Source organism: Mycobacterium persicum (assembly GCF_002086675.1).
Lineage (GTDB): Bacteria > Actinomycetota > Actinomycetes > Mycobacteriales > Mycobacteriaceae > Mycobacterium > Mycobacterium persicum.
The window spans coordinates 1-13946 of record NZ_MVIF01000055.1 but is presented as its reverse complement, the minus strand read 5'-3'; the positions used below and the strand labels follow the sequence as shown (position 1 = coordinate 13946).

13 protein-coding genes and 1 pseudogene are annotated in these 13946 nt (G+C 65.8%); 6 read left to right on the top strand and 8 right to left on the bottom strand.

Going from position 1 to position 13946, the window contains the following annotated elements; genetic code table 11:
- Window positions 1-29: 29 nt before the first annotated feature.
- From BST40_RS16910 to BST40_RS16900, 3 genes are read right to left on the bottom strand one after another with little or no spacing between them, the layout of a single operon-like run.
- The gene (locus BST40_RS16910; protein ID WP_083154876.1) at window positions 30-1112 is read right to left on the bottom strand and encodes a galactokinase; all 1083 of its coding nucleotides are present in this window, start codon (window positions 1110-1112) and stop codon (window positions 30-32) included.
- Window positions 1109-2179: a galactose-1-phosphate uridylyltransferase gene (galT, locus tag BST40_RS16905; RefSeq protein ID WP_083154874.1), complete on the bottom strand. Its 1071-nt coding sequence runs from the start codon at window positions 2177-2179 to the stop codon at window positions 1109-1111. Before galT ends, BST40_RS16910 begins: the two co-directional genes overlap by 4 nt.
- A 40-nt stretch (window positions 2180-2219) precedes the next feature.
- Complete coding sequence (locus BST40_RS16900) at window positions 2220-3101, bottom strand: haloalkane dehalogenase (RefSeq protein ID WP_083154872.1); 882 nt, start codon at window positions 3099-3101, stop codon at window positions 2220-2222.
- Between the two features lie 150 nt (window positions 3102-3251).
- On the opposite strand from BST40_RS16900, the gene BST40_RS16895 reads away from it, so the two are divergent.
- Entirely contained in the window at window positions 3252-4427 is a 1176-nt protein-coding gene (locus BST40_RS16895; RefSeq protein ID WP_083154870.1) for an FAD-binding domain, read from the top strand.
- 386 nt (window positions 4428-4813) lie between these two features.
- Here the strand turns inward: BST40_RS16895 and BST40_RS32890 are convergent, their stop codons facing one another.
- Window positions 4814-5044, bottom strand: coding sequence for a hypothetical protein (locus tag BST40_RS32890; RefSeq protein WP_075548751.1), 231 nt, complete (start codon window positions 5042-5044; stop codon window positions 4814-4816).
- On the opposite strand from BST40_RS32890, the pseudogene BST40_RS32885 reads away from it, so the two are divergent.
- Window positions 4967-5163: pseudogene (locus tag BST40_RS32885) on the top strand (DUF222 domain-containing protein); the annotation flags it as partial. The gene BST40_RS32890 and the pseudogene BST40_RS32885 sit on opposite strands and share 78 nt — an antisense overlap.
- A gap of 160 nt (window positions 5164-5323) precedes the next feature.
- Here BST40_RS32885 and BST40_RS16885 read toward each other — a convergent pair.
- From BST40_RS16885 to BST40_RS16870, 4 genes are all read right to left on the bottom strand, one after another.
- Window positions 5324-6721 carry a cytochrome P450 gene (locus tag BST40_RS16885; RefSeq protein ID WP_083154868.1) on the bottom strand — a complete coding sequence of 466 codons (1398 nt, stop codon included), beginning with the start codon at window positions 6719-6721 and terminating at the stop codon, window positions 5324-5326.
- Between the two features lie 31 nt (window positions 6722-6752).
- Window positions 6753-6980 (bottom strand): hypothetical protein, encoded by a 228-nt coding sequence (locus BST40_RS16880; RefSeq protein WP_240316571.1) that lies wholly within the window; start codon window positions 6978-6980, stop codon window positions 6753-6755.
- Between the two features lie 86 nt (window positions 6981-7066).
- Window positions 7067-7996 (bottom strand): metal-dependent hydrolase, encoded by a 930-nt coding sequence (locus tag BST40_RS16875; RefSeq protein WP_075548748.1) that lies wholly within the window; start codon window positions 7994-7996, stop codon window positions 7067-7069.
- 377 nt (window positions 7997-8373) lie between these two features.
- Window positions 8374-8796, bottom strand: a complete 423-nt coding sequence (locus BST40_RS16870; RefSeq protein WP_425270700.1) for a DUF2784 domain-containing protein — start codon at window positions 8794-8796, stop codon at window positions 8374-8376.
- A 295-nt stretch (window positions 8797-9091) separates the two neighbouring features.
- Here BST40_RS16870 and BST40_RS16865 point away from each other — a divergent pair, with 295 nt between their 5' ends.
- The 4 genes from BST40_RS16865 (at window position 9092) to BST40_RS16850 (ending at window position 13548) form a co-directional block, all read left to right on the top strand.
- Window positions 9092-10099, top strand: coding sequence for an SDR family oxidoreductase (locus BST40_RS16865; RefSeq protein ID WP_244174403.1), 1008 nt, complete (start codon window positions 9092-9094; stop codon window positions 10097-10099).
- Window positions 10100-10350: 251 nt separating this feature from the next.
- A complete protein-coding gene (locus BST40_RS16860; protein ID WP_241780313.1) occupies window positions 10351-11028 on the top strand; it encodes a DUF4396 domain-containing protein in 678 nt (225 codons plus the stop codon).
- A gap of 36 nt (window positions 11029-11064) precedes the next feature.
- A complete protein-coding gene (locus BST40_RS16855) occupies window positions 11065-12288 on the top strand; it encodes a cation:proton antiporter (protein ID WP_075548745.1) in 1224 nt (407 codons plus the stop codon).
- Between the two features lie 456 nt (window positions 12289-12744).
- Entirely contained in the window at window positions 12745-13548 is an 804-nt protein-coding gene (locus BST40_RS16850) for a mycofactocin-coupled SDR family oxidoreductase (RefSeq protein WP_075548744.1), read from the top strand.
- The last annotated feature ends 398 nt before the right edge of the window (window positions 13549-13946 follow it).

Here is a 13946-nt window from a genome sequence, read left to right as displayed (position 1 = left end):
AGCCCCTATTGGCGTGCGTTCGCAGGCTCTCAACCGGGGCCCGCGCCCGCAGCGGCATGGGTCCGGCCGACCACCGGCTGTCGGTAGCCGGCGTCGCGCACCGTCCGTCGCACCGCCTGATCGACATCACCCACCCGGCCCTCCGGCACCAGGGCGATCACGCAGCCGCCGAACCCGCCGCCGGTCATCCGGGCACCCAGCGCACCGCCGCGCACCGCGGTGTCGGCAATCAAATCGAGGTGTCCGGTGGTGATCTCGAAGTCGTCGCGCATGGACGCATGCGAGGCAGTCAGCAGGCGGCCCGCCTCGGTAAAATCCGAACCCTCCAACGCCGCGACGAAATCCAGCACGCGCTGGTTCTCGGTGAGCACATGGCGGGCACGCCGGGCGTCGACCGGGTCGCCGATCGCGGCAAGCGCCGAGACGTCGGCGACGGCACGCAGTGACGAGACCTGCAGAACCGCGGCTGCCCGCTCACATGACGCGCGGCGTTGCGCGTATTCACCTGCGACGTGACGATGCCGGGCCCGGGAGTCGATCAGCAACAGCGTGATCCCGGAAGCGTCGGGGTCGAACGGCACCGGCCGGATGGCGAGGTCACGGAAGTCGATCAGCAGCGCCGTCGACGGCTCCCCGAACAGCGCGGCCAATTGGTCGAGTAAACCCGTTGGCGCGCCGACGTAGTCGTTTTCGGCGCGCTGCGCGAGCCGGGCCTGCTCGATGCGGTCGATGCGGACACCGGCCGCGGATGTGATGGCACCCAGGACAGCGCATTCCAGCGCCGCCGAGGACGAGAGCCCGGACCCGATCTCGACGTCGCTGGCGATCGACATCGCTCCCCCGGGCACCGGATGGCCGGCGCCGCGCAGTGCCCAGATCACCCCGGCCACATAGCCGGCCCACCCGGTCACCCCACCGGGGGCGGTGTCCAGCGGTATGCGCTCCGCGGCATCCATGTGGTCGCTGCCCACCGTGATCGCGTCACCGCCATCGGGCGCGAACGTCACCACCGTGCGTTGCGGCAACGCGATAGGCAACGCCCAGCCGAGGTTGTAGTCGGTGTGCTCGCCGATCAGGTTGATTCGCCCCGGCGCGGCGTAGCGGACCGTCACGCAAGTTCTCGCAGCCGCTCGGCGACACTTTCCGGCGTCACGTCACTGATGAACGCATCCATCGCCGACTCGGAGCCCGCCAGGTATTTCAACGCGGTGGCGCTGCGGCGAATCGACATCAGCTCGACGTGAAAGTAGCCCTCCGGCTGCGCGTCGGTGTATTGGTGCAACGCCGAAATGTACGGCAGCGGGCTGGAATACATGCGGTCGAAGCGGCGCAGCACGTCGAGATAGAGCTGGGAGAACCCGTCCAGCTCGTCGGCGTCGAGTTCGATGAGGTTGGGCACGAACCGGTTCGGGTAGAGGTGCACCTCGACGGGCCAGCGCGCGGCGAACGGCACGAAGGCGGTGAACAGGTCGCTGCGGGCGACGATACGACCGCCATCAGCCACCTCATGGGCCAGCAGATCTTGGAACAGGTTGGTGCCGTGGCGTGTTCGATGCTCGCGCGCCTGATGCAGCATGGTCGCCGTCCGCGGCGTCAGGTACGGGTAGCCGTAGATCTGACCATGCGGATGGGTCAGCGTCACACCGATCTGCTCGCCGCGATTCTCGAAGCAGAACACCTGCTCGATGCCCGGCTGACTCAACAGTTCGGCGGTGCGATGCTGCCACGCCTCCACGACGAGGCGGGCGTGCGGCGCTTGCAGGCCGGCGAACGACCCGGTGTGGTTGCCGGAGAAGCAGATCACCTCACAGCGGCCGTGGCCCGGCGCCGAGGCGAAGCCGTCGCCGACCGGTGAGAGTCCGCCGGCGCCGGAAAGGCTCGGGAACCGGTTCTCGAAAACGACGACGTCGTAGTCGCGCGCGGGCACCTCGCTGGTCAACCCCGTCGGACCCGGACACAGCGGACACTGATCGGGCGGCGGCTTGAAGGTGCGGTCTTGACGCAACGCCGCGATGATCACCCACTGACCGGTAGAGCGGTCGAACCGCAACTCCGAATGTTGCTTGTCCCGCGGCGGCAGTGGCCGACGATCGGGAACCGGTTGCGGAAGATGACCGGGCAACGCGAAGAACAAGATGTCACGGTCATCGGCCAGCTTCGCCCGCGTCGGCGCCGTCACGTTTCGAACAGTAACCGACCCGTGCCGTGGCCGCGCTCGCTCAGTCGAGTGTGGCGAGCCAATCGGCAATCGCCTGGCCAATCTCGTGCGGGCTGTCCTCCTGCATGAAGTGACTACCACGCACCGTCACCTCGGTGAGATTGGCCCAGCTGCGACAGAACTCGCGCTGCGGTCCCGTGAGAATGGCTCCGGGGTCGGCGTTGATGAAAAGCTTCGGAAAGTCGGTTGCGGGCAGCCACTGAGCGTAGTCGGCAACGATCTGATGGACGTCGGCGGGCTCGCCTTCGATCGGGATCTCGCGTGGCCAGGTGAGGGTCGGCCGGCGATGTTTCGGCGCGGTGAATGGGCGTCGGTATTCGTCATGCTCCGCGGGTGTGAGACTGCGCAGAATCGCCCCGGGCAGGACCGCCTCGACGAACAGGTTCTTCTCGATGACCATCTGTTCTCCCGCATCGGAGCGAAACCCCTGAAAGATTTCGGTCACGGCCTCAGGCCACTCGGCCCAGGTGAGTGGCCGGACGATCGCTTCCATGAAAGCGATACCGCTGACGCGGTCGCGATGGCGGTTGGCCCAGTCGAAGCCGAGGGCGGAGCCCCAGTCGTGGACGACCAGGACGACATCGTCGCCGAGTTCGAGCTGATCAAGAAGTCCGTCGAGGTAGTGGCGGTGCTGGGCGAAGCGGTAACTGCCCGGACCGGTGTCGTCGAGTTTGTCCGAGTCGCCGTGGCCGATGAGATCGGGCACGAGGCAGCGACCGCGATCGAAAACGTGCGGAATGACGTTGCGCCACAAGTACGACGACGTCGGGTTGCCATGAAGGAATACGACCGGTCGGCCCTCCCCGGTCTCGTGGTAGGCCATCCGCTTGCCGTCGACGATCAGGTACCGCTTGCTGAGTGGGGTGGGATCGATCGCAGTCATCGGGGCCTCCTGGCGCACTTCTTCGAAGAATCGGCAGGTTGTTTGCTGACGGCGATCTTAGCCGGGCGGCGGCCAGCGGGCTTCAAGCCCATGGCGTCGAGTTGCTAGCGCGGCCTTGGATCGAATCGTGCTACAGGGCACAATTGCAGTATGCACGTAGCGATCAGTGGTGCCGGGGTGGCAGGTGCGGCGCTCGCGTACTGGCTGCATCGCACCGGCCATACGCCGACGCTGGTCGAACAGGCGCCGAAATTCCGCACCGGCGGCTACGTAATCGACTTCTGGGGCGTCGGCTACCAGGTGGCCAAACGCATGGACATCGAAGACCGGATCCGTGCTGCCGGATACCAGATCGAACGCCTGCGCTCGGTCGGCTCCAGCGGCAAGATCAAAACCGATGTGAATGTCGACGTCTTTCGCGGCATTCTCGGCGACGATTTCACCAGCCTGCCGCGCGGCGATCTGGCAGCCGCAATCTACTCCACGATCGATGGCAAGGTCGAGACGATATTCGCCGACAGCATCACTGCCATCGATCAGCACAGCGGCGGTGTCCGTCTGGCCTTCTGCACAAGCCCCCCAAGAGATTTCGACCTGGTCATTGGCGCCGACGGACTGCATTCCAATGTACGTGGACTGGCCTTCGGCGCGGAGCGCAACTACGAGCATTACCTCGGCTGCAAGGTCGCAGCTTGGGTCGTGGACGGCTACCGGCCACGCGACGACCTGAGCTACGTCACCTACAACATTCCCGGCAGACAGGTGGGCCGCTTCGCGCTGCGCGGCGACCGCACGATGTTCTTGTTTATTTTCCGCGCCGAGCACGACCGCGTCGGTGGCGTCGGTGAGACGCCAAAAGACCAGCTGCGCAACGCGTTCGACGGAGCAGGCTGGGAATGCCGAGAGATCCTGGCCACGCTCGACGATGTCGATGACCTCTACTTCGACGTTGTGAGTCAGATCCGGATGGACAGCTGGTCTCGCGATCGGGTGTTGCTGATCGGTGATGCGGCCGGATGCATCTCCCTGCTCGGCGGCGAGGGCACCGGCTTGGCGATGACCGAGGCGTACGTGCTGGCCGGGGAGTTCGAGCGCGCCGGGGGCGACCATCGCCGGGCCTTCGAAGCCTACGAGGCGCGGCTGCGTCCTTTCGTTGAAAGCAAGCAAACCGGAGCGACCAAGTTCATCGGGTACTTCGCAACCCGAACCCGATTCGGCCTGTGGTTGCGGAATATCGCGATGCGCACGATGAACTTCGCACCGCTGGCAACGCTTTTCGCGGGCAGCGTGCGCGACGACTTCGAATTGCCTGACTATGGCATCTAGTGCCGCTGGGGGTTAGGCGTTGCGCCCGGCTATAAGCGACAAATCTGCCGCGCTAGCGGGGTTGTCGCGGATAGCTGGGCACATTGGGTGTCGGGGCCGCCATGTGACTGGTGTAGTGTCCGCGGCGGTACGTCCGCGTTGATGTTCGCTGTGGGTGAACCTGCGAAATCGATTGGTGGGTAGGTACTTTCTGCACGGTTTTGTCAGAGGGCGCCGATAGGTTAGGTGCTCTGGATTGGCAGGCGGTCACGGTGGCGTTCGACGGGTTGGATGCGGCGCTGGATGTGGTGGCGGGCCTGAACTTTGACGCGTTGAGCACCGCACAGTGGGGGGCGCTGCTGGGGCGCTGCGAGCAGGTGCGCCGACGCATCCTCGGTGCCCGAGTATCAGCTGATCAACCATTTGGCCCGCCAAGCCAGCGCCGCAGCGTTGGGCGGCAAGCTCACGCATGCGATCGCCGAGTGGACCCTGAGCAGCCGGGCCGAGGCCAGCCGGCGCGGACTGACCGGTGAGCCGATCGCCCCGGCGTGGCCGCCACCGCGGCCGCACAATGCCACCATGACGGGCTCACCGCCGGGCTGCGCGCCCTGCTGGCCTCCGGAAACCTCGGCCAACACACGGGCTGCCGGCCAGCATCATCGTGTCCACCACCCTCAAGGACCTGCAAGCCGCCGCCGGCACCGCACGGACCGGCGGGGGCACCACCGTGCCGATGTCGGATGTGGTCCGTCTGGCCGTTCCATCACCCCGAAAAACTGCTCCGCGACGGAGACGACGACGACGAATCCCCATAGCTAAGACCACAATTACGTTGCAGCACACCGCCATACGCGGAAGCTGCACACTGCAACCAGGCCTACGAGCCTCGCTCGGCGGATCTGCACCACCAGGGGCCGTCAGCTCATGCCGCTGGCTCCGTGACTCGCCAGCGGAGCCGCGGCCCCCGGTACCGGCGGCACGTCATTGATCGCCCGGATGCGGATCCGCGCGCCGCGATGAGGCACCACGATCACGTGCTTGAGCTTCTGCCGTTCACCGGATGCGGTGGTGGTCGTCAATGCGACCCGCCGCAAGATCTCCCGCAGGACCACCCGCATCTCGACCAGGGCGAAGGTCGCGCCGAGACAACGCCGGTTACCGCCGCCGAAGGGGAACCACGTGACCGGACTCAATGTCGCGCCGAGCATGCGATCCGGATCGAACCGGTCGGGTTCGGGGTACAGCGTGGCGCTGCCATGTACCAGACCAATCCCCGGAGCAACCATGGTTCCCGCGGGCAGTCGATAACCGGCCAGCTCCACCGGCCTGGTCAGAACCCGGCCCACGTCGAACACCACCGAGCGGCTCCGCAGCGTCTCCTTTGCCAGCGCATCCAGATACTCGTCGCCGGCCGGGTCACCCGCCGCACTGGCATCGGCGGCCCGTACCGCCTTGGCGAGGACGGCCGGGTGGCGCGTCAGCCGCTCCAGCGCCCACGACAACGCGGTCGCCGTGGTGTCGTGGCCGGCCACCAGCAACGTCATCAACTGGTCGCGAAGCTCGGTGTCGGTGAGCGGACCCGTGTCGTCGTCTGCGGCGCGGACCAGCATCGCCAGAGCGTCGGTGCGTGTCGCGAGGTCGGGGTCAGCGCGTCGATCGGCGATCTCGGCGTAGAGCAGCTGGTCCGCTTCTGCGATGCGGCGACGCAGCCGTCGCCACCAGCGATGGCGCAGCAGGTCGGGCTTGACCAGTGCCAGCGAGTCCCACGGAGCCACGCTGAGTAGCCGGGGCATGACATCGCGCAGCGCAGCCAGCCGGGCCGGGTCACTGGCACCGACCACGGTCCGCAGGATCACCTCGAGGGTGATCTCGGACATCTTGGGCGCCACCGCGAAAGCACGTCCCACGGGCCAGGTGGCGATGTTCTCCGCGGCGATCTCGGCCATCAGCCGGGCCTGCCGCGTGACCGCGTCGCGGTGGAATGGCGGCAGCATCATGCGGCGACGATCCCGGTGCATGTCGTCGTCGATCACCAGCAGCGAGCTGTCGCCGAGCAGCCCCCGCAATATCGAATTCGCTTCGCCGGCGTGAAAGACGCTCGGGTCACCGGCGAACACCGTCTTGATGTCGGCCGGGTCAGCAAGATAGACGATCGTCCCCACCCCGGCCACCCTCAGGGTGAAGACGCCGCCATAGCGGCGGTGACACCCGTCCACGAAATGCGAACCACGGGTCAACATCATTAACGCCTGCACCCACCGGGGCAGCCGGGGTCCGCGCGGTAGCGTCCCGGACGCGGCCCTGCCGATCGACATAACCCGATGTTCGGCGTTACCGGGCCTGGGGTCAACGTCCTGAGGAATGCCCGGTTCGGTGCCGCTGGCTACCAAGCCCGGCTGTCAGCCGCTTACCTGGCGTGTCGGCACCGGCGGCGGTGAGTGCGAGCGCGATCATCACGTCGGCGTAGGTAACGAAGAGCCCGATCCAGTACGACCACTTCATGGTCGGATCTGGCTGCGACAGGAAAAACATGACCAGAAAAATCGGTCCGACAATGCCGAAGACGAACATCATCAGCTGGATGACGACGTACCGCCGCAAGGTTGCCACTCTGCAATCTCCCATCGGGCCGGGTGGCGGGTCGGCTTACCTTACCGCGCTTACCCGGGTGACTGGTCGTCGTCCGGATCTGGTTGTGCCCGAGCGGCTTTCTGCCGGGCAGCAGTCGCGGCGGGCGAATGTTCGAGATAGTCCATCGCCATCTGCGTCGACGCCTCGGTGCTCGGGTGATGACTCGGCCGCAGGTAGCGGAGCGGCACCGTCACAAGAATCCGCCACGGACCCGGCAACTTGTACTGGCGCGCCGCTCGCAGCCAGTCCCGCCAACGCCACTTCGCGTCTATGGTCGGGTCGTTGGCCATCAGGTAGCGGGCTCCGGCAATCCACCACGACACGAATAGCGGCGCCGTCATCAACATCGAGAATGCTCTGATCGCGTAGTTCCCGCAGATGTTCTGGTAGACGTCGAACACCAAGGAGCGGTGCTCGATTTCCTCGGCCCCATGCCAGCGCAGCAGATCCAGCATGACCGGGTCGGTGCCGGCATAGTCGAGACCCCGGTTTTGGATCACCCACTGGCCGAGCACCGCGGTGAAGTGTTCCAGCGCCGCGACGTCGGCCACCCGTCGGTAAAGCCACCACCGTTGTAACGGCTTGGGCCAGTTGGTGCGTTGGTTTCCCAGCTTGGCCAGCCACTTTTCCAGCTGCTGGGTGTAGGGCTGGGTGTCGATGCCTTGCTCGGCGAGGTGGTCGAGGACGACCTGGTGCGCCCAGGCGTGCCATGACTCCTGCTGGATGAAGGGCTTGATCGCGGCTTCGAGTTCGGGGTCGTCGACCAACGGCGCTGCCTCGTCGACGACCCGGATGAACCACCGCTCGCCCGCCGGCAACAACAAGTGCAGCTCATTGAGCATGTGGGTGCTGAACGGGTCGCCAGGAACCCAGTGCAACGGCGTGTGCGACCAGTCGAACCGAACCTTGCGGCGATGTGTTGGGTATCCGTCGTGCCGCATTTCCTCGACGGCAGTCATCGGCCACTCCTCCCACTCAACCGAGGTGTGTTTCGACCCGCATCCAAAGCGGCGGGGCACGGCGCCCCTTCGATCGCACCGGATATACCCGCTGAACCCGACGGCGAAACCAACCTCGAGCCACCTTCCGAGGAGGTACCCCGGGCCAGGCGTTGCGGCGAACCAGATCAAGACCGAGCAATATCGCCGAGACCGCTACCGTCCGATACGCGCCGCCCCCGGAACCTCGCCGCGGCCGGCGGCACGGCCACAACGGCCAACAACGCCGGCCCGGTCAGTAGGAGGGCACCAGCAGCGGCCGCCCGCACGTCCGCGGTTACCCGGCCCGCTGCCGGGCAATCGGCGCGCGCGGAGATTGTTGCCGAGTCATTTTTCGGTTACCCGGTGATCTGGGACGGGTCGTGAGCTTGCCGCTCACTGTTCGCATCGGCCGTTCGGCGCCGCGCCTGCCACCCAAACACCAGGATCCACGACACTGCGACGAGCGCGAAGACGGCGATCGCGACCGGGGCGGACCACCCGGACGGATACACCACTCCGGTGATGTAGTGCGCGATGAATCCGTCCGGCGGCAGCGGCACCATCCCGGCATGGGCCCTGCCCCATCGCTCGAGACCCGTCAGCGGACAGTTGAGGTGGCCGGTGAAACTCACCACCGACCAGCCGACAGCGAACGCATGACAGGCAATCGTCCGACGCCATCGCAACGCGACAAACCCGCCGACCACCAGGTAGGCGATGTAGGCGAAGTGGGCGGCAACCACCACGACGACTACGGCGATGTACATGTTCGCGGTCAACGCACGCACCCTCCACTACCCGCCCAACGCCCGCTTACCACGGTAGATCGGATGTTCGCCGGTTTCATCGAGTCGGCACCCGGCCGACGCTACGGAGCCCTCACAACGGCAGGCATCAAGTCCGCGACTTAAACACCTGCCCAACGGGGTAACCGGTGGGCGTGATGAGAAGCGCCCAGCGTCTCGATGGATACCGCAAGCGGTTGTCCACACAGTCATGTCCGCGGTGTCCGGCGAGCTTGCGCATCGGTCACGACGACTCGCCCCACCAAACGCAGCAGCAAAGGAGAATCCCGTGACCCTCTCAAAGTCCCCGTCGACGGTGGTCATCACCGGAGCCAGCGCCGGCGTCGGGCGAGCGGCCGCCCGCGAATTCGGCAAACACGGTGCCCGAGTAGGGTTGCTGGCCCGCGGCCAGGCCGGGCTGGACGCGGCGGCGGCGGAGGTGGAGCAGGGCGGCGGGCAGGCGCTGGCGATACCGACCGACGTCGCCAGCTTCGACGAGGTCGATGCCGCGGCCGAGCAGGTGGAGAGCCGATTCGGTGCGATCGACGTATGGGTCAATGTGGCGTTCACATCCGTGTTCGCCCCGTTCCACGAGATCACTCCCGACGAATACCGCCGCGCCACCGAGGTGACCTATCTCGGCTTCGTCTGGGGCACCATGGCGGCGTTGCGCCGCATGCGGTCCCGCGATCGCGGCACGATCGTTCAGGTCGGGTCCGCCCTGAGCCACCGCTCGATCCCGCTGCAATCGGTCTACTGCGGGGCCAAACACGCGGTCAACGGATTCACCGAGTCATTGCGCACCGAGCTGCTCCATGACAACAGCAACGTCCATGTGACCGTCGTCCAGATGCCGGCGCTGAACACTCCACAGTTCTCCTGGGTGTTGTCCCGGTTGCCCCGGCAGCCGCAACCGGTGCCACCGATCTACCAACCGGAGGTCGCGGCGCGCGCGGTCTACTATGCGGCGAAACACCCCAAGCGCAAGGAATACTGGGTGGGCGCCAGCACCACCGCGACCCTGTTGGGCCAGCGGCTTGTTCCCGCCTTGCTCGACCGCTATCTGGCCCGCAACGGCTACTCGTCGCAGCAGACCGATCAACCCAACACTCAAGACGCCAATCTGTGGCAACCGGTGGACGACGAAGACGGTAAAGATTTTGGCGCGCATGGAGATTTCGACAGTCGCTCGCACGCGGTCAGCGCCCAGTGGTGGCTGCGTGAGAACGCCAAACCGTTGGCGGTGGCGGCCGGCGCGGTACTGGCCGGCATCGCCGGCGCCGCCGCCCGCCAGTGATCCCGTCTAGGCCGTTTCGGATTGGGCTGCTTGGGGTAAACCACAAACGCCCCGCAACCGGAAGACACCCATGACCTGCTCTGTCGATGAGGCCACGCGTGTTGGCTTGCCCAACCGGACCTTTCGGCCGCTACCGGCAATCCCACGACTGCCGCAACGTGTTCCAGCGCCATCCGAGAAAGGTGGCAGGCGACCGGATCCACTGGGCCCATGACCTTCGTCGGACTCCGATAATGGTGCCGCCTACCTGGTTGACCACGATCGCATGGATCGCCTTGGCATCAGGCTTCGCCTCGGCGGTGATCATTTTGATCGACGTCTACGCTCGCGGTTATCGGCAGCGAATGGGCATTATGGAAGCCGTCTGGCCGATTACCGCGCTGTACTTCGGGCCGGCCGCGGTGTGGATGTATTGGCGTTACGGCCGACCGAACAGCCGGCGGTGGCTTCGACAGCACCAGCTTAACCGGCCGCCTGACAAACCGAAGTGGGCCACCACTGCCATCGGGGTCAGTCACTGTGGCGCGGGATGCACCCTTGGCGACATCATTGCCGAGTTCGCGGTTTTCGCCTTGGGCGTGGAATTGCTTGGCCGTGCTCTGCTGCCCGAGTACATCGGCGACTATGTGGCCGCGCTGGCGTTGGGAATCTTGTTCCAGTACTACGCGATTGCGCCGATGCGTGGCCTAGGTTTCCGCGACGGCATGGTAGCGGCGGCCAAAGCCGACGTCTTGTCGCTGACCGCATTCGAGGTGGGGCTGTTCGGCTGGATGGCAGTGATGTCGTTCGTGCTGTTTCCGGCTTCACCGCTACATCCCGACACCGCCGCGTACTGGTTTCTGATGCAGATCGGCATGATCATCGGGTTCGCGACGGCGTGGCCGGCGAACGTCTGGCTGATTCGCCGCGGAATCAAAGAAGCTATGTAGCGGCTGCGTGTTTGCCACCGCCGAAATGGAGTTTCAGTGACCCTTATCCTGGCGTTCGGCGTGGTGCTCCTGATCAGCGTGTCGCTGTCCGGGGTTGCTGCCCGGACCGTACTGTCGAGTGCGCTGATGTTCCTCGTCGCCGGCGCCGTACTCGGGCCGGGGATCCTCGCCTGGAACAAGATCGGCCCGAACGACCCGCTCGTCGCCACACTTGCCGACGTCGCGCTGTTCACCGTCTTGTTCACCGACGGTCAGCGGGCCAATCTTCAAGAGCTGCGCGAAAATTGGTCTTTATCGGGCCGCGCGCTGGGGATGGGCATGCCGTTGACCATGATCGGGATCGCGGTGCCGGCCCATTTCCTGGCCGGTCTGAACTGGCCGACCGCATTTTTGGTTGGGGCCATCCTGTCCCCCACTGATCCCGTCTTCGCAGCCGCTATCGTCGGGCGCTCCGACATTCCGCAACGGTTACGCCGGCTGCTCAATGTGGAATCCGGTTTGAACGACGGACTGGCTCTGCCCTTCGTGATGATCTTCCTGGCCACCGCCCAGGGCGCCGGGTCCGAACTGGTGAAGGTCGGCGAGGAGCTGGTGCTCGGGCTGGCACTCGGCGTCGGCGTCGCCGCCGGCGCGGCATTGGCCTGGCGGGCGAAGGTACTCACCGCAGAACCGCACCTGCAGCCTCTAGGCCCCCTTGCGATCGCGGTGGTGGTGTATACCGGCTGCCACCTTACGCACGCCAACCCCTACCTGGCCGCGTTTGCCGCCGGTTCGACACTGGCCACCCTCGACCACGTCGCAGCAGCGGAGTTTCAACGCTTCGGCGATCTGCTGTCGGAGGTCACCAAGTTCGCCGCGTTGATCGTATTCGGCGCGTTGCTCACCCCGGAGTGGCTATCGGGATTGAGTTGGCGCGCTTGGGTTTTCGCAGTGATCGTCATCGCGACGATCCGGCCGGCCGCGATGTTGCTGTCACTTATGCGGACCCGCCTCACTAGACAGGAGCGACTGACCGCGGCGTGGTTCGGGCCGAAAGGTTTCGCCTCCGTTGTCTACGGGCTGCTGGCGCTACAGGCGGGGATAGCCGACAGAGAGCTGGTTTTCGATGTCGTCGCGGTCACCATTGCCCTGTCGATCGCGCTGCATTCGTCCACCGATGCGCCGATAGCCACAATGTTGCGCGTCGAACCACCCGACGAGTTGCCGGGCTGTCGCCAGCAGGCCCCAACCGACGAAAAGTCGCCGGCGATCGCACGCTGAAACGAAGCGGGTTGGCGCCTTGGCGCGCTACGCTCCCCGGAAACCGATACTAGGCAAAAGTTAAGATTATTATCTAATCACGTCGCTAGGTGTGAGGAGGCGATTCCAGTGGTCGCCCTCAAGATGTTGATAGCAGGCGCATTCGCGGCGGGCGTGGTGGTGGCGACGGGCGAGCCGATGGCACATGCCGAGCCGCTGACCCCCGGCCAGACGCAGTACGTCAGCGATGGGGAGGACGATCGGCCTTGCCCGGATGGCAGCTGCCAGCGGCCGCGCCGAGCGACGAAGCCACCTCGGGGTGTCATGGGGTGCGTCAGGGGCGTCTGCATTCCCCGGCGCGTTCGCCCATAGCCCGCTGAACTGGCGCCAAACGCGAAATAACCGTCTCTGCAACCGGTTTCGTGGCCCAACGGGTGCTGTCTCGATGGCCCAGCATGGCTGCTAACGTTGCCGGCTATGGGTGCCTTGGATGGACGCGTGGCCTTCATCACCGGCGGGGCCCGGGGGCAGGGGCGCGCACATGCCCTGGCCTTGGCGGCCGCGGGGGCGGACATCGTCGTCGGCGACGTGCCCGCGCCAGTGGCAAACCTGAGCTACCCACTCGGTACCGAAGCGGAGCTACGGGATACGGCCAAGCTCGTGGAAAAGCTGGGCCGCCGCTGCCTGCCGATCACCCTCGACGTCCGCGACCCGGCACGGGTCAGCGCTGCGGTGGAGCAGACGCTCGCCGAGCTGGGCAGCCTGGACATCGTGGTGGCCAATGCCGGCATCGTCAGCACCGGGCGGCTGGAGGACGTCAGCGATCAGGTGTGGCAGCAGCTGGTAGCCACCAACTTGACCGGCACCTTTCATACCCTCCGGGCGGCCATACCGGCGATGCGCCGCCAGCGCTACGGCCGGATCGTGGTGACATCCTCGATGGGTGGGCGAATGGGCATCCCCGAACTCGCCGCCTACAACGCCACCAAGTGGGGTGTCATCGGACTGGCGAAGTCGCTTGCCCTGGAGGTTTCCAAGGAAGGCATCACCGTCAACGTGGTCTGCCCGACCACCACCCAGACACCGATGGTGCAGCCGACCGGAAGTGACGACGTTCCCGATGATTTGGTGCGCCGCATGATGAAAGGCAATCCGATACCGCTGCCGTGGTTGCAGCCCGAGGATGTCAGCCGCGCAGTGGTCTACCTGGTCACCGACCCCGGGGTCATCACGGGCAGCGTCCTGGAGATCGGCCTCGGCAGTAGCGCCCGGATGCACTGATGTCGCGTGAGATCCAACGCTGCGAAATCGGGCGCTGCCCGTCGCCGTAGCGTCCCGTCAACGCAAGTATGACGGACCGTGGCCGGCGATCCGGATCTCCGGCACCCCGCTGCGTGCCCCGGCCTCAGATCCATCGTCGCTTGCTGGAAGCGAAATATTCATCCGTTCACCGGCTCCGATCCCGAAGAGCTGGGGACTTCGGTCCCTAGCGGCCGGCACCGGGTCGGCAAAGACTGAGTTTGCAACGTCCGCGCCCTGAGCTCTAGTGACACGGCCTGCTTGGCGCCGACTTGCGGTACTGAAAGATGACATGTGATGGGGACCCCCTCAGCTCAGACGCTCGTTGATGTGGGCGTCAGTAAGAGTTTTCGGGAGCTTGAGGAGGTCCCACTGATGAC

Bases quoted from the DNA above. Each gene is read 5' to 3' on its own strand.
- BST40_RS16885 (WP_083154868.1), bottom strand. From the start codon at position 6,721: ATGTCGATCGGCAGGGCCGCGTCCGGGACGCTACCGCGCGGACCCCGG.
- BST40_RS16895 (WP_083154870.1), top strand. From the start codon at position 3,252: ATGCACGTAGCGATCAGTGGTGCCGGGGTGGCAGGTGCGGCGCTCGCG.
- BST40_RS16875 (WP_075548748.1), bottom strand. From the start codon at position 7,996: ATGACTGCCGTCGAGGAAATGCGGCACGACGGATACCCAACACATCGC.
- BST40_RS16900 (WP_083154872.1), bottom strand. From the start codon at position 3,101: ATGACTGCGATCGATCCCACCCCACTCAGCAAGCGGTACCTGATCGTC.
- BST40_RS16850 (WP_075548744.1), top strand. From the start codon at position 12,745: ATGGGTGCCTTGGATGGACGCGTGGCCTTCATCACCGGCGGGGCCCGG.
- BST40_RS16880 (WP_240316571.1), bottom strand. From the start codon at position 6,980: ATGATGTTCGTCTTCGGCATTGTCGGACCGATTTTTCTGGTCATGTTT.